This is a genomic window from Curtobacterium sp. MCLR17_032 (assembly GCF_003234795.2).
GTDB lineage: Bacteria > Actinomycetota > Actinomycetes > Actinomycetales > Microbacteriaceae > Curtobacterium.
Genome location: NZ_CP126268.1, coordinates 3,653,816 through 3,678,591 on the forward strand (window position 1 = coordinate 3,653,816; position 24,776 = coordinate 3,678,591).

The 24,776-nt window shown below is 68.0% G+C and carries 26 protein-coding genes; 6 read left to right on the forward strand and 20 right to left on the reverse strand.

The genetic code is table 11. From position 1 onward, the window contains the following. Nucleotides 1-67 precede the first annotated feature (67 nt). Complete coding sequence (locus DEI97_RS17415; protein WP_111076293.1) at nt 68-553, forward strand: hypothetical protein; 486 nt, start codon at nt 68-70, stop codon at nt 551-553. 15 nt (nt 554-568) lie between these two features. Here DEI97_RS17415 and DEI97_RS17420 read toward each other — a convergent pair whose 3' ends face one another. The 10 genes from DEI97_RS17420 to DEI97_RS17465 form a co-directional block, all read right to left on the reverse strand. Then, nucleotides 569-925: a hypothetical protein gene (locus tag DEI97_RS17420; RefSeq protein WP_146248249.1), complete on the reverse strand. Its 357-nt coding sequence runs from the start codon at nt 923-925 to the stop codon at nt 569-571. 25 nt (nt 926-950) lie between these two features. Next, a complete protein-coding gene (locus DEI97_RS17425; RefSeq protein WP_111076291.1) occupies nt 951-1,598 on the reverse strand; it encodes a hypothetical protein in 648 nt (215 codons plus the stop codon). A 303-nt stretch (nt 1,599-1,901) separates the two neighbouring features. Then, the gene (locus DEI97_RS17430; RefSeq protein WP_111076290.1) at nt 1,902-3,500 is read right to left on the reverse strand and encodes a glycoside hydrolase family 32 protein; all 1,599 of its coding nucleotides are present in this window, start codon (nt 3,498-3,500) and stop codon (nt 1,902-1,904) included. Further along, nucleotides 3,490-3,834: a Sec-independent protein translocase family protein gene (locus tag DEI97_RS17435; protein ID WP_111076289.1), complete on the reverse strand. Its 345-nt coding sequence runs from the start codon at nt 3,832-3,834 to the stop codon at nt 3,490-3,492. The genes DEI97_RS17430 and DEI97_RS17435 overlap by 11 nt, the downstream gene beginning before the upstream one ends. Nucleotides 3,835-3,866: 32 nt before the next feature. Next, on the reverse strand, nt 3,867-4,076 hold the full coding sequence (locus DEI97_RS17440; RefSeq protein WP_111076288.1) for a twin-arginine translocase TatA/TatE family subunit: 210 nt from the start codon (nt 4,074-4,076) through the stop codon (nt 3,867-3,869). A 138-nt stretch (nt 4,077-4,214) separates the two neighbouring features. Next, complete coding sequence (locus tag DEI97_RS17445; protein ID WP_111076287.1) at nt 4,215-5,120, reverse strand: carbohydrate kinase family protein; 906 nt, start codon at nt 5,118-5,120, stop codon at nt 4,215-4,217. Further along, nucleotides 5,117-6,508: a glycoside hydrolase family 32 protein gene (locus DEI97_RS17450; protein WP_111076286.1), complete on the reverse strand. Its 1,392-nt coding sequence runs from the start codon at nt 6,506-6,508 to the stop codon at nt 5,117-5,119. Before DEI97_RS17450 ends, DEI97_RS17445 begins: the two co-directional genes overlap by 4 nt. Continuing rightward, entirely contained in the window at nt 6,505-7,413 is a 909-nt protein-coding gene (locus DEI97_RS17455; RefSeq protein WP_111076285.1) for a carbohydrate ABC transporter permease, read from the reverse strand. Before DEI97_RS17455 ends, DEI97_RS17450 begins: the two co-directional genes overlap by 4 nt. Then, on the reverse strand, nt 7,410-8,354 hold the full coding sequence (locus DEI97_RS17460; protein WP_111076284.1) for a carbohydrate ABC transporter permease: 945 nt from the start codon (nt 8,352-8,354) through the stop codon (nt 7,410-7,412). The genes DEI97_RS17455 and DEI97_RS17460 overlap by 4 nt, the downstream gene beginning before the upstream one ends. Beyond that, on the reverse strand, nt 8,351-9,760 hold the full coding sequence (locus DEI97_RS17465; RefSeq protein WP_111076283.1) for an ABC transporter substrate-binding protein: 1,410 nt from the start codon (nt 9,758-9,760) through the stop codon (nt 8,351-8,353). Before DEI97_RS17465 ends, DEI97_RS17460 begins: the two co-directional genes overlap by 4 nt. Before the next feature lie 133 nt (nt 9,761-9,893). Between DEI97_RS17465 and DEI97_RS17470 the strand changes: the two genes are divergently transcribed. Beyond that, complete coding sequence (locus tag DEI97_RS17470) at nt 9,894-10,937, forward strand: LacI family DNA-binding transcriptional regulator (protein WP_111076282.1); 1,044 nt, start codon at nt 9,894-9,896, stop codon at nt 10,935-10,937. Next, a complete protein-coding gene (locus DEI97_RS17475) occupies nt 10,938-12,410 on the forward strand; it encodes a glycoside hydrolase family 32 protein (RefSeq protein WP_111076281.1) in 1,473 nt (490 codons plus the stop codon). A 45-nt stretch (nt 12,411-12,455) separates the two neighbouring features. On the opposite strand, the gene DEI97_RS17480 is transcribed toward DEI97_RS17475, so the two are convergent. Both DEI97_RS17480 and DEI97_RS17485 read right to left on the reverse strand, forming a co-directional pair. Continuing rightward, nucleotides 12,456-14,243: a VWA domain-containing protein gene (locus DEI97_RS17480; protein ID WP_111076280.1), complete on the reverse strand. Its 1,788-nt coding sequence runs from the start codon at nt 14,241-14,243 to the stop codon at nt 12,456-12,458. Then, nucleotides 14,240-15,175, reverse strand: coding sequence for a magnesium chelatase ATPase subunit I (locus tag DEI97_RS17485; protein ID WP_111076279.1), 936 nt, complete (start codon nt 15,173-15,175; stop codon nt 14,240-14,242). Before DEI97_RS17485 ends, DEI97_RS17480 begins: the two co-directional genes overlap by 4 nt. A 47-nt stretch (nt 15,176-15,222) precedes the next feature. On the opposite strand from DEI97_RS17485, the gene DEI97_RS17490 reads away from it, so the two are divergent. Continuing rightward, nucleotides 15,223-16,209 (forward strand): CobW family GTP-binding protein, encoded by a 987-nt coding sequence (locus DEI97_RS17490; protein WP_111076278.1) that lies wholly within the window; start codon nt 15,223-15,225, stop codon nt 16,207-16,209. Between the two features lie 103 nt (nt 16,210-16,312). Here DEI97_RS17490 and DEI97_RS17495 read toward each other — a convergent pair whose 3' ends face one another. Continuing rightward, entirely contained in the window at nt 16,313-16,525 is a 213-nt protein-coding gene (locus tag DEI97_RS17495) for a hypothetical protein (protein WP_181439368.1), read from the reverse strand. A gap of 205 nt (nt 16,526-16,730) precedes the next feature. Here DEI97_RS17495 and DEI97_RS17500 point away from each other — a divergent pair, with 205 nt between their 5' ends. After that, nucleotides 16,731-17,138, forward strand: coding sequence for a hypothetical protein (locus tag DEI97_RS17500; protein ID WP_146248247.1), 408 nt, complete (start codon nt 16,731-16,733; stop codon nt 17,136-17,138). Between the two features lie 70 nt (nt 17,139-17,208). Here the strand turns inward: DEI97_RS17500 and DEI97_RS17505 are convergent, their stop codons facing one another. Together DEI97_RS17505 and DEI97_RS17510 are read right to left on the reverse strand one after the other, a co-directional pair. Further along, nucleotides 17,209-17,436 carry a hypothetical protein gene (locus DEI97_RS17505; protein ID WP_111076276.1) on the reverse strand — a complete coding sequence of 76 codons (228 nt, stop codon included), beginning with the start codon at nt 17,434-17,436 and terminating at the stop codon, nt 17,209-17,211. A 977-nt stretch (nt 17,437-18,413) separates the two neighbouring features. After that, nucleotides 18,414-18,833: a hypothetical protein gene (locus DEI97_RS17510; RefSeq protein WP_111076275.1), complete on the reverse strand. Its 420-nt coding sequence runs from the start codon at nt 18,831-18,833 to the stop codon at nt 18,414-18,416. A gap of 418 nt (nt 18,834-19,251) precedes the next feature. On the opposite strand from DEI97_RS17510, the gene DEI97_RS17515 reads away from it, so the two are divergent. Beyond that, the gene (locus DEI97_RS17515) at nt 19,252-19,695 is read left to right on the forward strand and encodes a barstar family protein (RefSeq protein WP_111076274.1); all 444 of its coding nucleotides are present in this window, start codon (nt 19,252-19,254) and stop codon (nt 19,693-19,695) included. 10 nt (nt 19,696-19,705) lie between these two features. On the opposite strand, the gene DEI97_RS17520 is transcribed toward DEI97_RS17515, so the two are convergent. The 5 genes from DEI97_RS17520 to dnaB all read right to left on the reverse strand — a co-directional run bounded on the left by DEI97_RS17520 (nt 19,706) and on the right by dnaB (nt 24,483). Beyond that, complete coding sequence (locus DEI97_RS17520) at nt 19,706-20,245, reverse strand: P-loop nucleotide/nucleoside kinase family protein (RefSeq protein ID WP_284158293.1); 540 nt, start codon at nt 20,243-20,245, stop codon at nt 19,706-19,708. Nucleotides 20,246-20,273: 28 nt separating this feature from the next. Further along, complete coding sequence (locus tag DEI97_RS17525; protein ID WP_284158294.1) at nt 20,274-21,131, reverse strand: alpha/beta hydrolase; 858 nt, start codon at nt 21,129-21,131, stop codon at nt 20,274-20,276. A gap of 142 nt (nt 21,132-21,273) precedes the next feature. Further along, the gene (locus DEI97_RS17530) at nt 21,274-21,924 is read right to left on the reverse strand and encodes a GNAT family N-acetyltransferase (protein ID WP_140449157.1); all 651 of its coding nucleotides are present in this window, start codon (nt 21,922-21,924) and stop codon (nt 21,274-21,276) included. Between the two features lie 123 nt (nt 21,925-22,047). Further along, on the reverse strand, nt 22,048-22,551 hold the full coding sequence (locus DEI97_RS17535; protein WP_146248161.1) for a hypothetical protein: 504 nt from the start codon (nt 22,549-22,551) through the stop codon (nt 22,048-22,050). Nucleotides 22,552-23,118: 567 nt separating this feature from the next. Next, on the reverse strand, nt 23,119-24,483 hold the full coding sequence (gene dnaB / locus DEI97_RS17540; RefSeq protein ID WP_111075290.1) for a replicative DNA helicase: 1,365 nt from the start codon (nt 24,481-24,483) through the stop codon (nt 23,119-23,121). Nucleotides 24,484-24,776: the final 293 nt, after the last annotated feature.

Below are 24,776 nucleotides of genomic sequence, written 5' to 3' on the forward strand. Positions count from 1 at the left end.
CCGCTTCCGACGTCGATCTCGGGACGGGTTGCTGACCGTGCGTCCACGGGGGGAACGAAACGGTCCGGTGTTCGTCGTCGGTGTGATGACCGCGGCCCTCGCCCTGACGGGGTGCAGCGGCGGCGGTCCGACGGGGTCGGGAGTCGCCAGGAGCGTCAGTACGGACGAGGCTCGGCAGTCGGTCGAGGACATCGTCGACCGGTCGGCGGAGGCGGTCGACGGCGACTGGCAGGTGTACAGCGGACCGGCGGTGGAGCAGTGCACCAAGGGGACCGGCGGAGACGGTGCGGCGTACACCTACATCAAGAATGTGGAAGGGGCGAGCGGTGACCCGGTCCAGGCCATCGCTGTTCTGAGGAAGCTGTGGGAAGCCGAGGGCATCACGACCGAGCCGTACAAGAGCCGGGGCTCGGATCCGCTCCTCGGCTTGCGAGGTGTCGGGGGGCCGACGACCTCCATCAGCTTCCTCGCGGCCGGCCAGCGCTACACGATCACCGCGGTGTCCGAGTGCGCCGACGGGGATGCCCTGGAGATGCGGGGCAACGGGGAGTGACGGCGGTCCGCCGACTCAGTCGAGCCAGCGGACCACACCAGGGTCGTCGACCAGACCGACCGCCCAGTCGACGTCCTTCGGCTCACCGTCGCCCGACGGGTCGGTGATGTCGCTCAACCACGCTTCATTCGCGAGCCACTGCGCGGTCTCGCCGCCGAAGAGCGCCGAGTACGAGCGAAGTTCGTACAAGCGGCCGAGGACGGGCCCGTCCGGGCGATCTCGGTAGAGGATCACCGCATCGTGCGGATCACGAACCCGACCGCCGACCCAGCTCATGTCCTCGTTCAGGATCGCGCTGTTGAGGAAACAGTCGTGGACAGCGTCGACGAACCGGGCTGCGAACCGGTCGTCGATCACTTCCGGACCGGTCACTCTGCGCCTCACCCGGAGGCCCGCGTCAGGACGCCACCGGCGTCATCGGCGCGTAGAAGTCCTTCGCCGTGATCTGCGTGCCGTCGTTCGACGCAGCCGCGTTGCGCTGGTACTCCAGGTCGAGGACGTCGGACGGGTCGGTCACCGAGTAGGCGCACCAGCCCTCGCCGGACTGCCCCTGCTCGACCTTCGTCAGCGCCGGGTAGCCCGCGGCCTTCATCGCGTCCTCGACGACCGAGGTCGTGCCCTGGGACGTGTACGACTCCGTGCTTCCATGTGCCTGCACGCGGATCGCCAGGCAGTTCATCGTCGAGTAGTACTTGTCCCCCGCCGTCACGGCGACGTGGACCAGGACCTGCTCGTTGTCGTCCCGGTCCGCGAGCCCCGACTGCGCCGAGGTCCACGGGAAGTTCCGCACGACCTTGTCGGCCTGCACGGTGTGGCCCATCTGGTCGTCGGTGATCTTGTCCGACGTGACGTCGACCACACCGGACGCTGCGGCCTCGCTGGTCGGCGTCGGGGTCGGCGTCTGCTGTTCCGTGGCCTGGCTCTGCGACGGCTTCGCCGCGGCCTTGCTCGGCGCGGACTCCCCCGACCGCGACGAGCAGCCGGCGAGTGCGACGGTCACGACCGTGATCCCGACGACGGTGGTGAAGACGTGCTTGATCGACATGGTGTCCCCTCAGGTACTGCGCCGAGGGAACAGCTCCGCTCCCCCCAGCGGTCGCCCCGGCTTCTGGTGAAGGCAGCCGAGACCACTCTTGACCGCACGCCCCACCGTGCACCTCGGTCGCCTTCGCAGGTCGGTCACGGAACCGGGGTGGTTCAACGCTACCGCGCAGCGCGGGGCGAGGGGTACAGGCTCGTCCTCGAGCAGGGGTCGGTCGTCCTGCGGTCACGACTGGCTGCTGATGGTCAGTGACCGGCAGCGCCTCCGGCCGATGGGCATCAGTCGGGTGCCCACCGGCCGTCCGCGTCAGTCGCCGTACTCGCGGATGACGATGTCGGAGAAGGTGGCCGCGCCGCCGACGGAGTACAGCGAGATGCCGGTGTCCCCGGAGTCGAAGTCCACCTGGTTCGACAACACGACGGAGCCGGCATCGACGAACACTTCGACGCTCTGCGTGTCGACGAGGATGCGGAGGTGGACCGCCTGGGTCGCAGGAGGCACGGGAGCGACTGCGCGGGTGTACGGGGCGAGTGCGAAACCGGCGCGATCGGAGGCCGCCCGGTCGACGTAGAGATCGCTGCCCGTCTTGCCGATGTCCGTGTGTCGGGTCCCGTCGGCCGAACGGCCGACGGAGACGCCGACGTCGGTGGCGTCGGTCCATGCGACGTCGAGCTCGATCTCGTAGGCCCGTCCGTTGTACGGCAGGATAGCGGAACCGTCGACGGACCGGCTCCCCATCGGGACGGTGCCGGTCGCTGCGTTCCGGAGTGCGGCGATGGGCGCGCTGAGGAGGCTGTACCGACCGTCCGACTGCTTCTGCAGCGTGATCTCACGGACGATCGAGTTCTGACCGTTGTAGGCGTCGGAAGTGTCGGTCGGGACCTGTCGGTTGGCGTACTTCCAGTTGTTCATCCAACCGATGCCGTACCGCTTCGTCGTCGGTGCCTCGTTCGCCGGCCACGTCACCGCGGCGTACCAGTCCCAGCCCCAGTCGAGCCACTGCGGCGTGAGGTCGTCAGCGGTGAAGAACGTCCCGTCCCAGGAGCCGGTCCAGTATGCGTAGGTGCACGGCAGTCCCTCGTTGTACGCGTCCATGCTGCCGCTGAAGACCCAGTGGGTGGTGCCGTCGTCAGCGGTGATCTGGAACAGGTCGGGGCACTCGATGCCGCCGAGGTCGTGGTCGGGGTAGTCGAAGTTGCGCTGCAGGGTCCAGTCGATGAGGTTCTCCGACGTGTAGAACGCCGCGTACCGCTGCCTGCCGATCACGCAGACCCACTCGTTGCGGGCGTCGTCCCAGGCGACCTTGGGGTCGCGGAACCACTCGGCGTTCGAGATCTCCGCATCGGTGGTCGCTGCGCGTCCGTCGTTGTTGACGATGACCGGCTCCGGTCGGGCAGTGAAGGTGAAGCCGCCGTCGGTGGACCAGAAGAGGTACTGCTCCTGGTACTTGCGGACGCCTCCTGTCGGTCGGGTGGCGAGGGCGATGACCGCGCCGGCGCCGTACCCGGCGGTGTCGTCGGTGTCGATCAGGGTGCAACCGGTCCAGGTGGGGAGGTCGGTCTCGAGCGGGATGACGGTGCCTTCGAAGGTGAAGTCGACGCCGTCGGTCGTGGAGACGTGGTCCCAGCCGCCGTCGCCGTTGTCGACGTCGGAGTGCAGGTAGTACAGCTGGTACGCACCGCGGGTGAACACGGGGCGCTGCGGATCGGACAACCATCCCGCCGGTGGGGTCATGTGGTACTTCGCCCGGAACGAGACGGCAGCCGCCGATGCTGCCGCCGTCGACGCGGGAAGGGCCGCGGCGGATGCTCGCGCTGCTCCCGCTGGGCCGGCGGTTGCGAACAGTGCCAACGCACCGATGCCCGCCCCCTGGAAGAGCGTGCGTCGTTGGAATTCAGATGTCATGGTCAACTCCGGTTCGAGCTCGGGCTTGCATCGGTCGGGCTTGCATCGGTCGGTCTGGGGCGGTCGGCGGCTCGGGGCGGTCGGCCGGAGGAGGTACAGGGGACTGCGTGAGTGCGTCGCGGATGATCCGGCGCGGGTCGTAGCGACGGGGATCGAGCTCGGACCAGTCGATGTCGACGCCGGTCTCTTCTTCGATCTGCGCCTTCGTGCTGTCTGCCCAGGCGCGCAGCTGACGGAGGAAGCCCGTCAACCGCCGGGTGTGGGAGGCGAGACGGTGCGGTCCGAGGCAGAACGCCGCGATGACGGCGATGACGAGCAACTTGTCGACGTCCACGATCAGGTCCCGTCACGCAAGGCGGGAGGAGGTCATTCGGTCGGGCTCGTCGACGTCGGGGCAGCGGGGGCGGTGCCGTCGACCACGGGCTTCCCGCTGCCGTCAGCGTGGATCTCGTTGCGGAAGATGTTCAGCGACTGGCCGATCCCCTTGGCGAGCGCTGGCAGCTTCGTCGCGCCGAAGAGGAGGACGACGATGCCGAGGATGACGAGCAGGTGGATTCCGGTGAGGTTGCCGAGCATGAGGTTGTCCTTTGCGAGATGGGAGCGGTGCAGTCGAGGCCAGGAGCCAGACGGGACTGGCGCTGACGATCGTGAGCGTGATCTGGAGTCAGAGGGCGAAGGCGCCGCTGATGACCGAGAAGTCCAGTTGGGCGGTCATCAGCGGATCTCGGGGACGGCGGGGAACAGGTCGTCCCTGCTCGGCAGGTCGGCGCCGCGCCGGGCGACGGTGATCGCCGCGGCACGCGTACTGACGCGGCCGAGCTCGCGGAGGCCGTCTCGGCTGATCGGGCCGACAGCGGCGCCGCGCGTCCGGAGCTGCCAGATGAGCGTCGCCATGTAGCTGTCCCCGGCCCCGACGGTGTCGACGACGTCGACGCGTTGGCCGGGGACGGTCACCCGCTCGGTCGCGGTCGTCACGATCGACCCCGCGGCACCCGTGGTGAGGGCGGCGAACTCGACGCCGATCTCGAGGAGACGATCGAGCACGGCGTCCGCACCCAGCCCCGGGTAGAGCCAGCCGGCGTCTTCATCGGAGAGCTTCACGACGTCGGCGACCGCTGCGAGTCGCTCGAACGTGCGACGTCCGTCGGCCGGTCCGCCGAGGAGCGCAGGACGGATGTTGGGGTCGAAGGAGACGGTTCCGCCGTCGGCCGCCGTGCGCCGGGCGAGTTCGGACACCTTGCCGGCCCCCGGCTCGAGGAAGGCGCTGATCGATCCGACGTGCAACCACCGCGGGGTCCGCGGCAGGTCCGGCAGGTCCCACTCGATGTCGAACTCGTAGGTCGGTTGGCCGTCCGGAGCCAGCCGGACGACCGCGGACGACGTCCGCGTCGCACCGAACGCGTCGTCGACGACCTGGACGCCGGACGCTCGGAGGTGATCGGCGATGCGGTGTCCGCGCGCGTCGTCCCCGAGCCACGTCGCGAACTCGACCGGCGTGCCGAGCCGCGCCAGTCCGAGTGCGACGTTCGCGGGGCTCCCACCGGGCACTTCCCGGGTCCGCTCGTCGTGCACGACGTCGACCAGCGACTCGCCCGCGACGGTGATCGGGTACCCGGTCATCTCGTACCGACCACGGTCACGGCGGCGCTCGCCAGCTCCCAGACGAGTGCCCCGGCCGGTGCTTCCACCGTCCACGGTGGTGCTTGCTCGGGGTAGACGCGTGTGGTGACGGCGTGGCCGGCGCTGGTGAACACCTCGACGACGGATCCGTCCAACAGCACCCGGACCGCGGGCCGCTCCGCCGAGCGATCGAACGGTGCTCGGACCACCGCCGGAGTCGGATCGGCACGGTCGTCACGGCTGGCCTGCGCGCGATCGACGGTGAGGGTGTCGGTGTCCAGGTCGACGCGGATGGCCAGGTACTCGGTCTCCGAGAACCGCACCAGGACGCTCCCGGTGACCGGTACCGGGAGCACGATCTCCACCTGTGCCCCGATCGTCGCTCCGTTCCCCGGCTGTGGTCCGCCGGCTCGGAGGGACTCGAGCGCGGGATGGGGCTCGCTGCGGAGCCGGCCGTCCTCGAGCCATGTCCTCCGGGGCACGGAGATGGCGCCGGACCAGCCGACCTGCTCGGTCCACTCGTCGGTCCGCCCCTCGGTGATCCACCCGAAGAGCACGGCCCCCCAGGATCCGGTCCGCATCACCGATGCTGCGTAGAAGTGCTGCCCCTCGTCGACCCGGTCGAGGTGCCGCGGACCTGCCAGCGGGATCGCGATGACGTCGCCCGGTCCCGCCGCGTGTGACCAGGACGCCACGATGGCGACCTCGGTGCCGTCGACCGGGAGGATCTGCGGACACTCCCACCCTTCGCCGGTGTCGATGCCGTCGACGGTGGTGCGGGGCATCGCCAGCAGGTCGCCGACGGACGTCCAGGTGATGCCGTCGGCAGACCGGTACTGACGAACGGAAGCGGTCTGGTCCGCCGATGCCGCTCCGACCGCCATCGACCAGCCGTCCTCGTCCTGCCAGACGAACGGATCACGGAACATCGTGATCCCCTCGTCGGCCGACGGATCGGCGACGACCTGGACCGGCGGGCCGAAGGTGTTGCCGCCATCGGTGGATTCGGCGAGGAGCACCGACTGGAACGGACTGTCGTCGACCTTGCCCGAGTAGTAGGCGCGCACGGTGCCCTCGTGGAGCACGGTGTTGCCGGACCACGCGCCTCCCGAGTCGCTCCCGCCCGGGACGGGGACGATGGCGGGCCGGTGCAGCGTCCAGTGCACGAGGTCGTCGCTGGTGGCGTGTCCCCACTCCACCGGGACGTCGAGGTCGACGCGGGGTCGGGACTGGAAGTACAGGTGTGCCTGGCCGTCGATGTCGATGGGCCCGTTGGGGTCGTTGACGTACCCGCGGGGAAGCCTGACGTGGAACTGCGGGAGGTGGTGATCGGCAGCGGTGGTGTCGGCATCGCGGAGTTCCGGGTGGCCGGTGACGGTGTCGGTCATCGGGAGGATCCAGCCGTGACGCCTTCGATGAAGTAGCGCTGTGCGAAGACGAAGAGCAGGACGCTCGGGATCATCGTCAGCACGACGCCGGCCAGGACGACGGAGATCGACCCGGTCCCGAGGTTGCCCTGCAGACCGACCAACCCCAGCGGCAGGGTGAAGGAGTCCTGCTGGTTGAGGAAGATCAACGGCCGGTAGTACTCGGCCCAGAAACCGGAGAAGTTCAGGATCGCGAGCGTCGCGATCGCCGGACTCGCCATCCGCGAGTAGACGTGCCAGAACACGCCGAACTGACTCGCCCCGTCGATCCGTGCCGCTTCGCCGAGCTCCTTCGGCATCTGCATGAAGTACTGCCGCATCAGGAAGGTGCCGAACGCGCTGCCGAGGGCGGGAACGATCAGGGACGCGATCGACCCGGTCAGGCCGACGTCCTTGAGGATGACGAAGACGGGGATGATGATCGTCTGGATCGGCACCATCATCGTGGCGAGGAAGATCCCGAAGATGGTGTTCTTGCCGGGGAAGCTGATCATCGCGAACGCGTAGCCCGACAGGGTGCAGGTGATGGTCTGGCCGACGACGATGAGCAGCGTGACGACGACGCTGTTGACGAAGAACTGTCCGATCGGGATCTGGTTGAACACCGCGGCGTAGTTGCTGAAGTCCCAGGACAGCGGGAGCCACTGCGGCGGGTTGTTGAACGACTCCGCTGGCGTCCGGAGGGACGTGGTCAGGGTCCAGAGCAGCGGCCCGAGCGCGAACACCGCGGCGACGATCAGGATGACCATCCCGATGACGCTCCCGACGGTGGCGGCAGGACGCCGGCGCCGGACGATGTGGTCGATGCTCGGCTGTGCCACCGTCTCCGGGCTGTGCAGCGGGTTGAGGGTGTCGGTGGTCGTCATTGGTAGAACACCAGCTTTCGTGCGGCGATGAACTGGACGGCGGTGATGATGCCGATGATGACCAGCAGGAGGATCGCGATGGCCGAGGCGAACCCGAACTGCAGGTTCTGGAAGCCGGCCTGGTACATCGAGATCGTGGCCGTCGTCGTCGCGGTACCGGGCCCGCCCTTGGTCATGATGAACGGCTGATCGAACAGCTGCATCGCGTTGATCATCGCGATGACGGTCGCGAACAGGATCGTGGGGCTGATCAACGGGACCTTGATCTGGAACAGCGATCGCCAGGGGCCGGCGCCGTCGATGGAGGCCGCTTCCTGGACGTCCACCGGCACCGCCAGCAGTGCGGCGACGAAGAGCACGAAGGTGAACCCGACCTGTTGCCAGACCACGACCATCACGATCGTGACCTTCGCCCAGAAGGGGTCGTTCAACCAGTGCGCCCCCGGCAGGCCGATCTCGTTGAGGTAGTAGTTGATGAGGCCGAACTTCGTGTCGAAGATGTAGCCCATGAAGATCGACACGGCGGCGGTCGATGCCAGGAGTGGCAGGTAGAACGACGTGCGGAAGAACACGCGGGTGGCGTTGCGCTTCCGGTTGTTCGCCAGCACGGCCAGCAGGAGTCCGAGCGAGATCTGCAGGACGACGATGGCGAGGGCGAGTCCGATGGTGACGCCGAAGGACGCCAGGACCGGCCCGTCCGTGAAGAGTCGGACGTAGTTGTCGAGCCCGACCCACTTGGGGCTGCTGATGACGTCCCAGGAGGTGAAGGACAGTCCGAGCGAGGCCAGGATCGGGATGAGGGTGAACACGGCGACGAAGACCACCGCGAGCCCGATCATGAGGAACCCGAAGGTGGATTCCCGCCGACGGGCACGTCTGGCCGCTGGCCGACGGGCGGCCGTCGCGGCCCGCCCGGTGCGTGTTCCGGTCGCTGCGGTCACGACGACGCCTGCGCAGCAGCCTTCTCGATGTCAGCCTGCAGGCCGTCGAGAGCCTTCTTCGCGTTGCCGGAGGAGATCGCCTGCGTGGTGCGCTGGTTGAGCGCCGTCGCGAGGGCGTTGTAGTACGGCGGTGCCGAGATGGGTGCCGAGTTGTCGAGCTGGTCGTAGAACACCGACCAGTGCTCCGGCCCCGTCGTGGAGTAGCGTTCCGCGGTCATCAGCGACTTCTGCGCCGGGGTGGTCACGTTGCCCGGCCAGAGCGAATCGAAGCTCTCCGGCTGCACCATCAGCTTGATGACCTCGAAGGCCAGGTCCTTCTGCTTCGACGAGTTGAAGATGCCGTACCCACCGGCGCCGAAGAGGGACTTGTTGCTCTTCCACGTGGGGAACTGCACGACGTCGAAGCTGCCGTCCTTCATGCCCGCGTTGTGGAGCCCACCGGCCCAGAAGCCGCCGCCGATGGTCATGCCGATCCGACCGGAGGCCATCAGCCCCTGCAGGGTGGCACCACCGCCGACATCGGGCGAGGGCGATGCGCCGGACTTCTGCAGGTCGATGACGTACTGCAGCGCCTCGATGGCTGCGTCCGAGTTGGCGGTGGGGTCGCCCCACTTCCATCCGCCCTTGCGGCCGGCGACACCGATCGGGTTGTCGGAGAACGCCTTGCTCTTCCAGAGCCAGTCGCCGCCGGAGTACTTGCCCTCCTCGAGCAGGTTCCCGTCGTTGGCGTAGAGGAAGGAGGTCCAACTCCCCCAGAGCCGCACCACCCAGTCGAAGGCGTAGGTGCCGCCACCGACCTTCGCGAGGCGATCGGCCGAGGAGTGGAAGTCGTCCATGGTCCAGTCGGCCGCAGGGCGCGCGAGACCGGCCTTGTCGAACAGGTCGGTCGAGTAGAACATGCTGCCGGCGTTGAAGCTGTCCGGCAGCGTGTAGAGGTGCCCCTGGTACATCGTCGACTCGAGCAGCACCGGGTGCGCGCCGGTGAAGTACTCGTGCAGGTCCGACAGGTTCTTCGTGACGTACTCGTCGAGCGGCGTGAGCAGGTTCTTCGACGCCAGGAGCTGTTGCCCCTCGGTGGCGACACTGACGATGTCCGGGACGTCGCCCGAGGCGATCTGGGTGAGCACCTTGGCGAGGAAGTCGTTCCAGTCGGTGCCGTTGATCGCGGTCACCTCGAGGCTGGCCTTCTTGTCCAGGCGCTTGATCTTCGGCTCGATCGCCTTCTGCAGTGCACTGGCGGCGCTCTGCTCGCCGAAGTAGAGCATCTTCACGGTCCCCGATCCGCTGCCCCCTCCGCCGCTGGTCGAGCAGGCAGCCAGCGAGCCGATGCCGGCCAGCGCGAGCCCGGCTCCGCCGAACTTGAACAGCGTGCGCCGGTCGATCGGTGTACTGAATCCGTTCGTCACGGTCGCTCCTCTCTGAGCGATGATGGCCCCGATGACCGGGTGCCAATACGTATTTGTGGCGAGCGTACACACCGGCAACGGTCGACGCAATACGTATTTGCTCTGGCATGATGAGGGTGATGAAGGAGGGTCGATGGCGAGCCGCCAACGCACGACGCAGCCGCACCGCGTCACGATGAAGGACGTCGCACGTCACGCAGGCGTGTCACAACCGACCGTGTCGTTCGTGCTGAACGACCGCAGGGACGTGTCCATCGCTGCGGACACCCGAGCCCGGGTGCTCGAGGCGGCGAAGGAGCTGAACTTCCAGCCGAACCGCGCGGCGCAGTCGCTGCGTTCGAACAGGTCGTACACGGTCGGGGTCATCGCCGACCGACTCGTCGCCCAGCCGTACGCCGGCCACATCGTGCTCGGTGTGCAGCAGGCGGTCCAGGAGGCCGGCTACGTCTGCTTCGTGGTCGAGACCGCGCAGACCACGGACGGCGGCAAGGCAGCGGTCGAGAACCTCGTCCAGCAGGGCGTCGCCGGTCTCATCTACGCGGCACCCGGTCCGGAGTACGTCACACCGGTGGACGGCCTCGAGCGCGTCCGGACCGTCTACGTCAACTGCTTCCCGTCCGGCGACGCACCCGCCGTCACCGTGCTGGCCGACGAGTTCCAGGGCGGGTACGACGTGGCCGCCGCCGTCTTCGCGGCAGGACACACCGACATCGCCTTCCTCGGGGGCCCCGAGGACGACTACGCCTGCCGGGAGCGCAAGCGCGGACTCGACCGGGCCGCGGCCGACGCGGACGTCTCGGCCGACACCATCCGCGTCGCGTTCGGCACGTTCCAGGTGGGCTCGGGCTACGACCTGGCGATGGAGGTCCTGACGACCACCCGTCCGACGGCGATCATCTGTGGCAACGACCGCATGGCCGTCGGTGCCCTGATGGCCGCGCAGTCACTCGGCATGCGGTGCCCCGAGGACATCAGCATCGTCGGCTTCGACGACCAGCCGGACCTCGCCGACCAGATGCACCCACCGTTGACCACCGTCGCACTCCCGCACCAGCAGATGGGCTACGACGCCGGAACGCTGCTCCTCGCAGCGACGGAGCAGCCCGGCCGACACCTCGTCCCCTGCGACTACGTGCCCCGCAGCTCGCTCGCATCCCCACGACCCGAAGGAACCTAGGTGACCGTCCACCCCAGCACCCACTTCCAGCCGCCGAACGGCTTCGTCGGGGACGTGATCCCCTTCGAGCACGAGGGCACGGCATGGCTGTTCTACCTGCTCGACGAGCGACCCGACGCTCCCCCGCTCGAGCGGAGCACGGGGATGCCGTGGGGCGCCGTGACCACGACCGACTTCGTCGACTTCGAGGACCGCGGCGTGGTGCTCCCGTCCGGCGGACCGGAGGCCAGCGACTTCGACTGCTACACGGGCAGCGTCGTCCAGGACGAGACCGGAGCGCTGCACCTCTTCTACACGGGCCACAACCCGCGCATCACGATCGAGGCGGACGGCGGGCCGAAGGACGCGCAGGTGGTGTGTCACGCGACCTCCGACGGCGACCTCACCGACTGGACGAAGCACCCCGACTGGGACTTCCCCGCACTCGCCGGCTACTCCCCTGAAGACTGGCGGGACCCCTTCGTGTTCCGGCCGGCCGCCGACCGGCCCTGGCAGATGCTGCTCGCGACACGGCGGCGGGATGACCCCTACCGACGGTCCGGGCTCGTCGCTCGGCTCGAGTCGGACGACCTGGTCACGTGGCGCGACGCCGAGCCGCTCTGGGAACCACACCGCTTCATCACCCAGGAGTGCCCCGACGTGTTCCAGTGGGGCGAGTGGTGGTACCTCGTGTACTCGGAGTTCTCCGATGCGTTCTGCACCCGGTACCGCATCGCGACGTCCCCGGACGGGCCGTGGCTCGCCCCGACGGACGACACCGTCGACGGACGCGCCTTCTACGCAGCGAAGACGGTCGCGCTCGGCGACGACCGGTACTTCGTCGGCTGGATCGCGACGAAGGACGGCCACCGCGACGAAGGAGCCTGGCAGTGGGCCGGCACCATGGCGACACTGCAGGCACACCAGCGCCCGGACGGTTCACTCCGGTTCGACCTGCCGGACGCGGTGCAGGCCGCGTACCGGCACGAGTCGGACGTCACGGCGCAGCTCGAACCGGTGAACGGCGCCGACGGGACGGTCGGGAACGGTGCGACCACCCGGTACGCGTCGTGGGTCGGACCGGAACTCCCCGACGAAGCACTGGTCGTCGCCGACGTCGTCATCGAGCCCGGCACCGCCTCGCTCGGGCTGCTCCTGCGCACGAGCGACGACGGCGAGGAGGGGTACGCGCTCCGCCTCGAACCAGATCGGAACCGGGTCGTGTTCGACCGGTGGCCGCGCGGCAGCACCGGGACCGAGCAGTGGCAGATCCTCGGTGACGTGCCGCACGCCGTGGAACTGGAACGCCCTGTGGAGCTCGCTCCTGGAGCGCACCGGATCCAAGTGCACCTCGACGGCGACATCTGTGTCGCGGTCATCGACGGCTCCGTGGCGTTGAGCACGCGGCTCTACGACCGCAGGGCCGGCCGGCTGGGGCTCTTCACACAAGACGGCGCGATGACGCTCCAGCGCCTGGCGATCCGCACCCGCTGACCCCGGATCGCGGGCAGGACCGCGAGCCGGGAGGGCAGACGCCCTTCAGCCGCGTCCGTCCCCGAGCACCCGGACGCCAGCAGCGCGGAACGGCCCCGTGTCCCGCTCGAACCGGATCCCGGGAGGCACGCCCACGGGGAGCAGGGCGACGTCCGGCACGCGGGCGGTGACGTCGAGCAGCACCGCCCGGAGTTCGCCGACCGCCGCGGCCTCGCCGAGCACCGTTCCGTCGAGTCCGACCGTCGGCCTGCCGTCGGAGACGACCACCAGCCGGCGGCGACCGGGCTCGTCGGCGTCGAGCAGCTCCGCGGCGACCAGGAGCCCGTGCGCGAGCGGCGTCCCGCCACCCGTCCGTGCCCGGCCGATCCCCCACCGGGTGCGGTGCAGACTCGTCGCGCGGGTGACGACGATCTCCGCACGGTCACCGGCCGCCACGACGACACTCACGGTGCCGCGTCGCGCGCAGACCTCGGCGGCCAGGCGGTCAGCGGCGGAACCCGCCCGGTCGAGTCCCGCCCGCCCCAACGAGGACGAGCCGTCGACGAGCACCACCGTGTGGGTCCCCCCTCGTCTCGCCAGGACCGCTGAACGCAGGTCGTCGCGGACGAGCGGGACCGGATCGGGGCTGCCCATCGCGGTCTGGAGCGCCACCCGGACCGCCGCGCGTCGCAGGCTCGGCACCACGGCGATCCCACCCCGACCGCGGTCGAGCGCCACGTCACGCACGATCCGCCCGCGGTCGTCCGATCGGCTCGACGGCCCGTCTCGCCCACGCAGGTGCCGGTCGCTCCGCGTCGCCGGGCGGACGCGCATCGACTGGTCCGTCGTGACGCCGGTCGCCCCGATGGTGACCGCCAGGCCGGTGGGGTCACCGTCGAGCGGGCACTCCTGCGCCGTCGCCGTCGCGCCGGTCGCGTCGTCAGTACCGGTCGGGTCGTCGCCGGAGGTTACGTCCGGGTCCGGCCGGGAGGCGGTGCTCGCCTCCGCACCGCGGGTCACGTCCGCGCTGCTGGTCGCCCGGTCATCGGCGCTGGCGTCGCCCTCGTCGGTCCCGTCCGCCTCGTCGCCGGGCCCCTCGTCCGTCGAGTCGGAGTCGCGCGCATCCGGTTCGCCGGTCACGTCCGGGCGGTCAGCGCGCCCACTGCCCGTGCCGTCCTCGTCGCCGGCTCCGGTGTCCGGGTCGCCTGCTGCCGTTCCGTCGCCGTCCTCGTCGTCGGCGGTCGCTGCTGGATCATCGGTCGTCGGTGCGCTCCCGATGCCGTCCGCCTCGCCCTCGACCGACGGGCCGGCCGCGTCGTCCTCGCCCTCGTTGTCCGCTCCCCCGGTCGGGTCCTCCGGGACGGCCGGTCCGGAGCGCCGCGGCCACGCGACGACCTCCGCGACGACGGCGAGCGGATCCGGGTGGCCGCCGTCGGCGAGCCCCAGGGCGAGACGCGATGCAGCCACGTCGAGCCCGTGGTCTCGGAGACCGGCCACGTCGAGGAGCCGGACGACCGCGCCGGGCAGTTCGTCGAGCCTCCAGGCCGGTGCCCTGCGTGGTCTCGGCGGCGTGACGGTGCGTGGATGTGCGAACCGGAGGACGGCCGTACAGCGGCGGAGCAGCGCCGGTGCGACGTCGCGGGCGTCCCACGCCAGGGCGAGCACGCGCTCGCCCTGGACCGCCGCGAGCCGTTCTGCGTCGACCGCCTCGGCGTGCGCGAAGCGGGCATCAGCTGCATCGGCGAGCTCGCGGAAGGCCTTCTCGGCGGTGTCTGCGTCGCCCGTGCAGAGGATCCCGAACCGGTCGCCGGCGAGCCATCGGTCGAGCACCGCCCGGTGCTGGTCGTCGGTCACGCGGCCCGCAGGCCGAGCACCCGGGCCGTCGCCAGCCGGACGCGCGCCGCAGGGGCTGCTGCACGTTCCGCTGGCTGGCGCGGGGTCCGGTGTCGGAGTGCCGGCACGGCTGCCATGGCGACGTCGGCGCCGGTGACGTCCGTCCGGCCGGCGAAGGCCGCGCCGGCGAGGGCGGTCCGCGTCATCACGAGGTCGGCTCGGTGGCCGATCGCGCCGGACTCGACGCAGACGTCGACGATCTGGCGCAGGATCCGCTCGGACACATCGACCTCGTCGAGCAGCTCACGCGCCATGACGATGCGTTCGCCCAGGCGGAGTTCCGCGTCGCGTGCGGCGGCGACGAACGCGGCCGGGTCGCGGTCGAAGCGGAGGCGTCGGCGGACGATCTCCAGGCGGACGTCGACGTCGGTGATGGTCGTGACCGCCGTCGCCAGGCCGAAACGGTCCTCGAGCTGCGGGCGCAACTCGCCCTCCTCGGGGTTCCCGCTGCCGACGAGCACGAACCGGGCCGGGTGGACGTGGCTGATGCCGTCGCGCTCCACCCGGTTCACGCCGGACGCGGCGACGTCGAGCAGCACGTCGACCAGCAGGTCGTCGAGCAGGTTCACCTCGTCGATGTAGAGGAAGCCGCCGTGCGCCTCACCGAGGACGCCCGGCGCGAAGGCGACCTCGCCGCGGAGGGCGCGGTCGATGTCGAGCGAACCGAGCACCCGGTCCTCGCTGGCGCCGAGTGGCAGTTCCGCGATCGGCATCGGCACCCCCGCCGTGCGGAGCAGCGCCCCGAGGCCCCGCACGGTCGTCGTCTTCGCGGTGCCGCGGTCACCGATCGCCAGGACACCGGCGATGCCCGGATCGACCGCGCAGAGCGCGAGGCAGCGCTTCAGCTCGTCCTGACCGAGGACCGCGCTGAACGGGAAGACCGCATCCGACATGCTTTGATGATAACTGTTCTCATCAACGAGGCAGAACGGAGGTCAGCGTGAACGCGCGCTCCACCGTGCCCGTCGTCGCGATCACCGGACCGCTCGGCGTCGGCAAGACGAGCCTGGTCAACGCCCTGCTCCGCACGCCGGGCGCCCGCATCGGCGTCGTGGTGAACGACTTCGGTGCCGTGAACATCGACGCCGGACTGGTGGTCGGGCAGATCGACGAGGCGGCCTCGATCTCCGGCGGGTGCATCTGCTGCCTCGACGACACCAGCGGACTCGACGACGCCCTCGAACGCCTGACCGACGCACGACTCACCCTCGACGTCGTCCTGGTCGAAGCGAGCGGTGCAGCCGATCCCGCGGTGCTCTCGCGGCTCATCCGGTTCGGCTCGGCGCCCCGCGCCCGGTGGGGCGGACTCGTGGAGGTCGTCGACGCCGCCTGGTTCGCGCGGACGACCGAGGCGGAGCGGCTCGGTGACGCCCGCTACCGGACGGCGTCACTCGTGGTGGCGAACAAGACCGACCGCACACCGGACGCCGACCGCGTCCTCCGCGCGCTCGGGGCCGTCGCCCCGCGGGCCGTCGTCGTCTCGGCCGTGCGCGGTGCGATCGACCCCACCGTGCTGTTCGACGTCGCGGAGCGGGCAGCATCGGACGAGCTCGACTTCTCGGGCCTGACGGAGCCGGAGCACGTGCACGACCACGCCGAGGCCGTCACCCGCGAACTCCACGCCCCGGTGTCCGCGGACGCGCTCGTCGACCTGCTCGACACACCCGTTCCGGGCGTCGCGCGGATCAAGGGCATCGTCGACGTCCGGATCGGCAGCGCCAGCCGGCCGTACGTGGTGCACGTCGTCACCGGCACGGTCCACGTCGAACCGCTCGGGACCGGGTCTGCTGCCCGGGCACTCGTCGCCATCGGGTACGGGTTCGACGCCGAGGTCGTCCGGTCGCGGTTGGAGTCGGTCGCGGTGGGCGAGCCGTCAACGCCAGCGGGCGTGCGGCGGCTTCGGAGGCTGTTGCGGCTCAGTCGGTGAGAGCTGTTCTCGAATGCCTACTTCTGACCGGACCGCTGCGCGAAGTCGGAGTTCACCGCGCCGTACACGATCCAGGCGATGACTGCGTCGATCGCGAAAGTGTTCAGCAAGTCGTCCCGGTGTCGTTGAACGTGAACGAGAAGTTTCCAGTGGACCCGAGCGCTGACACCGAGTCCAAATTGGTTCCGAGCGTCGGGATCTTGCCGAAAGGCTCCAGCATGCTGGTTCCGCCGTTGTGACCGTGACGCTCGAGGATCCATTCACCTTGCTGCGCCATGGTCGAGACCTTCCCGGTCATGTCCTCCACACCTGACATGCATTTCTTCTCTGACTGCGAGCAGATGCCCCAGTACAACGCGTTCTGAGTCGCGCTGAAGGTGACGTAACGAGGACCTGATGCCTCTCCCCTCGAATGAGTCTCAACTCGACGAAACCACCGTGCGCAAGGGGATGAAAATGCGACAATGCACAGGTATCACGTGGTGGGCTCCGAATAGTAGTTCTTGACGTACGGTCGACCTATGGAGTGGGGCAAGCGTGCAACCGCGGGCGGCATACTGGCCGTGTTCCTAGCGGGGAGCGTGACGGCATGCTCCGTCACAGGATGCAGCGGAAGCCGCCAATCGACCGCCAGCGTGGCGATCGACGCCACTGCGTGGGTCGATGTGCACCCCGGACACGTCCTCACGGTCTGTCTCGAAGATGTTTGTGCCGATGCGGCAACGAAGAACACGGTCACCGCGCGGTCTTCCGAGCCGAACGGACACAAGTTCATGTTGACCGCCGCGGACACCACGACCAAGGCGGAAATCGGGAGGAAGTCGACGCGGCTGTTCGCTTCTCACGACAAGACGGCTTGCGGTGACGTCACCTACCCGACCGGAACGATCCAGATCACCAGCAGAGGAGAGCTCAAGGTCCGCCGCTAAGGGCCCAAGCCCCTCAAGAAACAATCGCTCGATGTTCCGATAGAGGATCGACTATCGAGACGACCTGTAGCTAGAGGTCCCGTTCGTTGGTCGCCTGCGCTCGTCGGCGCGCGAGCAGGGCTTTCACACTTGTGCGGGTCGCGACACCGAGCCCAAGGCAGCCGATGAAGAGGCCCACGTTCGGTGCGGTCGTGGAGTGCAGGACGTGGAGGGGCAGAGTCCAAAGAGCGACCCCGATGACGATGAACGCGACCGCCAAGACGAGCGCCCATCGATCTGCCAGGCTCACGTAGCGCACGCTCGGATAATACAGCCGTGCTACACGGGGGACCGGAAATCGATCGGCTATCGGACGCAAAGAGGCGACGGTGGCAAGCTCAGCTCATGAACGTTCCGGGCTGGCTCGCGGCACTCGTCCTGGGTGCGCTCGCCTTAATCGTCGGGCTTGTCCTGCAACTCACTAGCGCTTCGCACATCGGTCTCGTAATCTCGATAGTCGGCGTGATGGTCGCAGTCGCAGGTGGGATGTGCCGTCCCCGCGGCTCGCACTAGGAAGGACTCGCGCTGCTGGCGCCGACCCGTGATGACTGCCGTGCTCGGGACGGAACGGAGACGAGTGAGGCGCGCAGCTTGCGATGCTGTCCCGGTAGCCGATCGGCTATCGGACGGACATCGGGCGCACGATGAGGCAGGCTTCGACTGTGCACGTTCCGTGGCCAGCGCGGTTGCTCCCGTTGTTCGACACAGGTTGCAGTGCCAGTATTATCTATTCACAACAACTGGCTTGAGGAATGATGGCACAATTAGTAGTGCTCGCTGCAATGCTTGCCGCCGTGAACCCAAACCAAGGGAATTCCATCCCTCCGGTGCTTTGGTTCTCAATTCTCGCAGTGCTTATCGTGGTGTGTGCTGTGGTAATCATTAGGCGCCGCAAGCGCTGATGCCTTAAGTAGGACAAAAGTGGGGAGGTCTGCGCGAAAGCGGCTTCCCCGCAAATTGCAACGGGAAAGCAAAATAGAGCTCAATTCGGCTGTGCTGCAGAATGGATGACAGTCGCAGCGAGGGCAAATAGGGCGACGATGGTGAGGATCGCGCCTGATCCAGACATCCACGCGCGACGACGGGCACGCCGGCGGCGTTCAGCGACCGACGCCCAAACCACTGTGCTGACGACGGCCGCGATCGGGAACTCACTGACCCGTCTTCGCCGCGTTCCGGGAGGATGCGGACCTTGTTCGCCGGCCCTCGAATCAAGGCGTCTCGCTAGCCGATCGGCTACCGGACTGCCGGCAGAGCCGTGATGTGTTCGATTAGACCGGCCGCGTCAGCAGGCATCGCTTCGAAGATCCGATACAGAGTCTCGGATCGGTCAACAGGACCCACGGCCCAGCACCGCTTGCCGAGGCCGAAGGCAATCCCTGCTTCGATGTGCGCCGCTGCGCCAGCTGGAAGCACGAGAACGAAGTGCTCAGATGCTCGAAGCTCGGCGAGGTCTTGCTCGAAGAGCTTCCGCACCCCCATCGAGTCCAACGCAGCGTTATCTGCTCCCCCTGGAGCTGCCAGTGCTGCCGCGTCCTCGTCGTACTCAGTCCGAACGAAGGAGTAGGACGACACCCCGATGCTGTCTAACGCTTCCGCGACGGTCAGGACCGCTGCTTGATTCCGCCAGCTGCCCGCGACGAAGAACTCGCTCATGATGCGACGCTAGACCACACCGCGCTCCTGCAACGTCCGGTGACCGATCGTCTACCGGGCGGTTGCTCGTCGCCCCAGTGACGGTTGGAACCGCGCGAGGTATCCGTCAGGGTCCTGGACGAGGAATTGATGCACGCCGGCCTCTTCCTCGTCGCGGAACTTCAGTGGTGGCCGGTCCTCGTGCTCTGATACTCCCTGGCCCTCGTGCCTCCCGGTGAGGCCCCGAACGGGTCGGGTAGAGTAGCCATCGAGGTACTCGACGAGCACACAGCAAGGTAGGAGAACACAGTCTCGATAGCCGGTCGACTATCGGACGACCATTAGGATCCATCAAAGACGCTGGCGGGCAGCGACGACACTTTCTGCGAGATCGGGCGCCGCCCCACCTCGACCTCTTCGCCGTACTACGGTTCGTAGCGTGCCCTCATTCTCCACCGAAGACATCCTCGGCAACAGGCTGGACTTCGAAATCGCCCGCGACGGGTTTGTCCGCAGGCTTGAAGACGATGCGGCGTTGCGCAACGCCAAGACGTGGCTTCGGCGCGAGGGCTACCGGGTCGTGAAGCTAGACGCCGGGGCCTGGGAAGAAGACAAGCAGATGCACATGGCATTCGCAACAAGCCTTCAGTTCCCCAGCTACTTCGGGAAGAATCTGGACGCGCTCAACGACTGCATGTCAGACGTAGCTGAGGCAGCCTACGGGTGGGACGCATCTGAGACTGGCCTCGTCCTGATTCTCTCCAGCTTTGACCGGTTCGCTCAACGACTCCCACGCACCGCCTACCATGTGCGGGACATCCTGCAATGGCAAGGAGGCTACGCAGCTCTCTTCGGGAACCGGCTCATCACGATCCTGTCCTGAAGGGGATCGGCTACCGGACGCTGCTGTCGGAGCTGACGATGGCGACCTGTTCGAGGATCGTCCGCATCGTCTGTTCACCATTGAGGTCGGCGCTGTCGATCCACTGACCTTGATCACCGAAGCCTACTCGCATGGTGGCGTCGAGCTCGCGGTAGCCATCGAAGTCGAACTGCTCATCCGTGCTGCGTGCGGCGTTGCGGTCGCGGCAGGCTGCTTCGCCAGGGGCGAGGACGACCAACCGTGCGCGCTGCTGAGGGAGCTGCCGGAGGAGGCGATCGAGATGATCTCCGTCGGGAAGAACGCAATCGACGATCGTCGCGAAACCGCTCGCCGTGAAGTTGTGCGCCAGTGCCCCGAGATTGCGGTAGCAGAGCTCAACCTGTCGTTCTGCTTCGTCGGCGGGGTGGCCGAGTGGCCAGACCGCGCCGGAGACGATCATCGCGTTGAGGTCATCGGCACCGATCCGCACGGCACGAGGGAGCGCCGCGGCAACGAGACGGCTCACCGTCGACTTGCCGGCACCCGGCATCCCGGTCACGATCCAGGCCACCTCGTCGGCTGACGAGTCGAGTCCGCCTTCACGCATCGGTGCGACCCGCCGCCCAGAGCCAGCGCAGCGCATCGGGCAGCAGCACCCCGCCGTGGTTCGGGGAGTGCGACCCGTCGCCGACGACGAGCCGGAAGTCGTAGCCAGCTCTCGCGAGTGCGGACGCGGTGTCGAGGCTCTCGGCGAACCAGTTCGCCGCTCGCTCGTTCCAGTGCAGATCCCGGTGCGCAGCATGCAGGAACACACGTGTGGGTCGGCGCGGTTCGGTCGCGAGGAGCGTCGGGTACGGGTTCGCGCCCGGCATCTGCGCGAAGCTCGGGTTGAACGCGATGACCCTCCCGAACCCGTCGGGCCGAGTCCATGCTGCTGTCAGGGCGGCGTTGCCACCACTGCTGCCGCCGCAGATGCCACGGTTCATCGGATCAGCCAAAACGCCGTAGCGGGACTCGACCTCTGGTAGGACCTCCTCCATCAGGAAGCTCGCGTAGGTGTCATCGAACGCGTCGTACTCGGCGTTCCGGTGCTTCGTCGGTACGCCGTCGACGTCCATCACGCCGGGGTCGACGAACATGCCGACCATCGGCGGAAGGACACCGTCGGCAGCGAGGTTGTCCAGCACGGCCCCAGCCCGCACCGCGCCGGCTGGATCGAGGTACCACCAGCCGTCGTTGAACACCATGACCGCGCACTCGGCATCAGCGAGATGTCCTGCGGGGCGATGAACCCAGACCTTTCGAGACGTCCCCGGGTACCGTTCGCTCGAGTCGAGGTGGAGTTCCTCGATCGTGCCGGAGGGTACGTCCGGCCGGACCGCTGAGTCGGGTCCGTACTCGTACGAGATGTCCTGCTGCTCGATCGGGAGAGCGGCGAACGGCACTGTCGGAGACACGAATCGACTCTAACGACGAACCTCACGAGCAGACAGCCGCCGTCATGCTCCGTCCCGGTAGCGTCCGGGCAATATCGGCTACCGGACGGTCATGGCTCCGCCAGCGAGCTCGCTCCGACCGCCGCTCGGCGGCGCGGTCGTCCTACGACGCAGTGATCCCGAGCTGTGCGAGAACGGGTTGATCGCCGATGGTCTGCAGGTTCCACTTCGGGCGCTTGAAGGCACCGCGGGAGAGTCGCACGCGCTGTTCGTCGACCGGTTGCCCGGACCGGGGCGATACCTGCGTGACCCCGTTCGGCTCGTAGCCGAGCTTGTACGAAACGGTCAGCGACGGGGTGTTCCAGGCCGCAGCACTTGACTCTGCCCATTCGGCACCCAGAGTGTCGAAGGCGAACAGCAGCAGGGCCGCGCGCATCTCGGTGCCGACGCCCTTGCCTTGGGCGCGTCGGGTCAGCCAGGAACCGGAGTTCACAGTCCGGCGGTCCCCGAAGTTGAACGCGGCGAGGTCCTGCGCCCCGATCACCTCGTCGTCAAGGATGACGGCGAATTGGATCGTCCAGTTCTGCGGCGAGACCTGGCGGAGGCTCCACTGATACGTCGCGAGGTTCCGCGGCAGCTCCTCCGGTGACGCATCGGTCCATGGGAAGCCAAACGGCATGCGGTCCGAGTTGTGGATGCCATCAAGAGCAGCCTGCGCCAGGGCAGGGAGGTCCTGGTCCCGCACCGGACGCAACACCAGCCGTGGGGTTCGGAGTTCGAGTCCGAACAACGGCCACAGCTTCTCCAGTTCCATACCGGGACGCTACCTGCGCCGGTCACCGCAGCGAGGCGTGTTACGCGCCCGGCCGCTGAGTAGCGACCCTCGCATCTGTCCTCTCGCAGCGCCCGGTGATCGATTGGCTAGCGGACGCTGCTTTCAGCTTGATCCCGAAAGCGGGTCGGCATAGGCCGCGGCGTACCAGCTCACGCTCGAGTCCCCGGAGGTCGGCCCGATGGTGATCCAAGCGCTCGATGTCGCGACGTACAGGTCTTCGTCGTGACCACATTGGATCGAGCGTGATGCAAGCCGCTTCCCGTTCTCGGCACCGCTGACCAAGCGCTTGCTCCATACGGCCATCGACACCGTTCCGTGCCCTTGACACGCAAAGGACACACGAACGTGCGCGGGTGTCCCGCCGTCCGCGACGCCGAGAGAGAGCCGACTCGATGAATCGTTCGTGCCGGCACCACTGCCGAGTTCGCCGGGCTGTTCGGCCCATCGGTCCTGGACGCTCTCCATCCAAGCAGAGGAGGCCTTCTCGTCGCCGACAGCGTTCACGTGGCTGGAACAGGCTGCAAGCGACATCGCGGTCACGAGCGTCAGCCCGACGAGCCCGATTAGCCGACGGTGGCCTTGGGGGTCGGCAGGTGAAGTGATCATGCTGGACAGAGTCTCGTGCACATGGCTCCGTCCTGCACCCTCCCGTTCTGGCGTCATCGGTGTCAGGGGTTGACGGGAGCCGCTGGAAATGGGGTAGCACCGGCCAACCTTGAAGCGTCCGCCAGCCGATCGGTCTCGCCGCCCCGCGAGGAGGGGCGCGAAACGGTCGTCCCGACGCGTCTCGTAAGCCGGTCGTCCACCGGTACATGGCTGGCGGCGACAACCACGACAACTTGCCCGTGCCCTGCTTGACCTGGGGATTCCCGTATAGGTGTCCCGCGAAGATGCCCGGTGAAGGGGCGCTAAACGCTACATCGTTGACGCACCCGAGCAAGGGTGCGGCATTTCCAGTCGGTGACGTCAGCGCGGGGGACCAGATCGCTGCGCGTTCCGCTCCAGCACGTCCCCGCAGAGCGCCGTGTCCCCCCCGACAGCAACCTAGCGCGCGCGGCACGCTGCTCCTGACTCGCCGGGCGACGACCAGCGACCGAGGCAGCACCGAGGAACGCGCTCCGGCGACGAGTTGAACGCGGAGGAAACAAGTTGTTCTCGCCGCGACGATTTCCCCTACTGCGGCATGTCCACGAACCGCGAGAACATCCCGTGGAACGCCACGGTGATCGTGTCGGTGGGCCCGTTACGGTGCTTCGCCACGATCAAATCCGCCTCCCCCTGACGCGGGTTGTCCTTCTCGTACGCCGACTCGCGGTGCAGCAGGATGACCATGTCGGCGTCCTGCTCGATCGACCCGGACTCACGCAGGTCCGAGATCATCGGCTTCTTGTCGGCACGCTGCTCGGGTCCACGGTTCAGCTGGGACAGCGCGATGACGGGCACCTGCAGCTCCTTCGCCATGAGCTTGAGCGCACGCGAGAACTCCGACACCTCTTGCTGGCGGCTCTCGACCTTCTTGCCGGAGGTCATCAGCTGCAGGTAGTCGATGACGACGAGCTTCAGGTTGTGCTGCTGCTTGAGTCGACGGCACTTGGCGCGGATCTCCACCAGGGTCATGTTGGGGGAGTCGTCGATGAAGAACGGGGCGTCGTTGATGCGCCCGCGGGTCTGCGCGATGGTGGTCCAGTCGCGGGCGTCGACGGTGCCCTTGCGCATGTTCTGCAGGGGGACGCTGGACTCGGCGGACAGCAGGCGCATGGCGATCTCGGCGCGCCCCATCTCGAGCGAGAAGAACGCGGCGGTCTGGTTGTGCTTGAGCGCAGCCGAGCGGCACAGGTCGAGCGCCAGGGTCGACTTGCCCAGTGCGGGTCGCGCGGCGACGATGATCAGCTGGCCGGGGTGGAAGCCGTTGGTCAGGGCGTCCATCTGGGCGAAGCCGGTGGGGACGCCGGTCATCTGGCCGTCGCGGCCCTTGGCGGCTTCGATCTCGTCGATGGCGGTGCCGATGGCTTCGGTGAGGGGGACGTAGTCCTCGGTCTGCACGCCGCCGGCGACGTTGTAGACCTCGGCCTGGGCGCTGTTGACCAGGTCGGTGACCTCGCCTTCGCTGGCGTAGCCCATCTGGACGATGCGGGTGCCGGCTTCGACCAGGCGGCGCAGCACGGCCTTCTCGGCGACGATGGCGGCGTAGTAGCCGGCGTTCGCCGCGGTGGGCACCATGCTCGTCAGGCTGTGCAGGTACTCGGCGCCGCCGCCGCGGGACAGCAGGCCCGTCTTCGTCAGCTCGTCGGTGACGGCGATGACGTCGGTCGGCTCGCCGTGGGAGTACAGCGACAGGATCGCGTCGAAGATGACCTCGTGCTTGGGGATGTAGAAGTCGACGCCGCGGGCGGTCTCGATGACGTCGGCGACGGCGTCCTTCGACAGCATCATGCCGCCGATGGTCGACTGCTCCGCCAGCATGTCGTGCGGGGGAGTGCGGTCGTTGTTCCGCTCGGCGTACTCCCGGGGGGCCGGGTCCAGATGCGCGATCGACACACGTGCTCCTCAGTGTTTGGCGGTGCTGGCGGACGGCTCAGAGAACCGCTGCCCACCGAGCAGTTCTACCCCGGGCGACCGACATCCCCGAGTCGCTGGCTCAAGCTACGGGTACGGAGTTATCCCCAGCAAACGGCCCTGTGGACAACTCTGTGGAGAGACCGTGGAACACGCCGGGGTCTTGTGTGGAGGGTTGTGCACTCAGCTGTGGACAACTCCCGTGGGGAACACACTTTCGACTGTTGACCAGGGCTTTCCTGTTCCACACCATGTGTGGAGAACTCGGCTTCAAG

Bases quoted from the DNA above. Each gene is read 5' to 3' on its own strand.
- DEI97_RS17455 (WP_111076285.1), bottom strand. From the start codon at position 7,413: ATGACGACCACCGACACCCTCAACCCGCTGCACAGCCCGGAGACGGTG.
- DEI97_RS17530 (WP_140449157.1), bottom strand. From the start codon at position 21,924: ATGGAACTGGAGAAGCTGTGGCCGTTGTTCGGACTCGAACTCCGAACC.
- DEI97_RS17450 (WP_111076286.1), bottom strand. From the start codon at position 6,508: ATGACCGACACCGTCACCGGCCACCCGGAACTCCGCGATGCCGACACC.
- DEI97_RS17440 (WP_111076288.1), bottom strand. From the start codon at position 4,076: ATGCTCGGCAACCTCACCGGAATCCACCTGCTCGTCATCCTCGGCATC.
- DEI97_RS17445 (WP_111076287.1), bottom strand. From the start codon at position 5,120: ATGACCGGGTACCCGATCACCGTCGCGGGCGAGTCGCTGGTCGACGTC.
- DEI97_RS17430 (WP_111076290.1), bottom strand. From the start codon at position 3,500: ATGACATCTGAATTCCAACGACGCACGCTCTTCCAGGGGGCGGGCATC.
- DEI97_RS17510 (WP_111076275.1), bottom strand. From the start codon at position 18,833: ATGAGCGAGTTCTTCGTCGCGGGCAGCTGGCGGAATCAAGCAGCGGTC.
- DEI97_RS17425 (WP_111076291.1), bottom strand. From the start codon at position 1,598: ATGTCGATCAAGCACGTCTTCACCACCGTCGTCGGGATCACGGTCGTG.
- DEI97_RS17500 (WP_146248247.1), top strand. From the start codon at position 16,731: ATGGAGTGGGGCAAGCGTGCAACCGCGGGCGGCATACTGGCCGTGTTC.
- DEI97_RS17485 (WP_111076279.1), bottom strand. From the start codon at position 15,175: ATGTCGGATGCGGTCTTCCCGTTCAGCGCGGTCCTCGGTCAGGACGAG.
- DEI97_RS17535 (WP_146248161.1), bottom strand. From the start codon at position 22,551: ATGATCACTTCACCTGCCGACCCCCAAGGCCACCGTCGGCTAATCGGG.
- DEI97_RS17495 (WP_181439368.1), bottom strand. From the start codon at position 16,525: ATGTCAGGTGTGGAGGACATGACCGGGAAGGTCTCGACCATGGCGCAG.
- DEI97_RS17470 (WP_111076282.1), top strand. From the start codon at position 9,894: ATGGCGAGCCGCCAACGCACGACGCAGCCGCACCGCGTCACGATGAAG.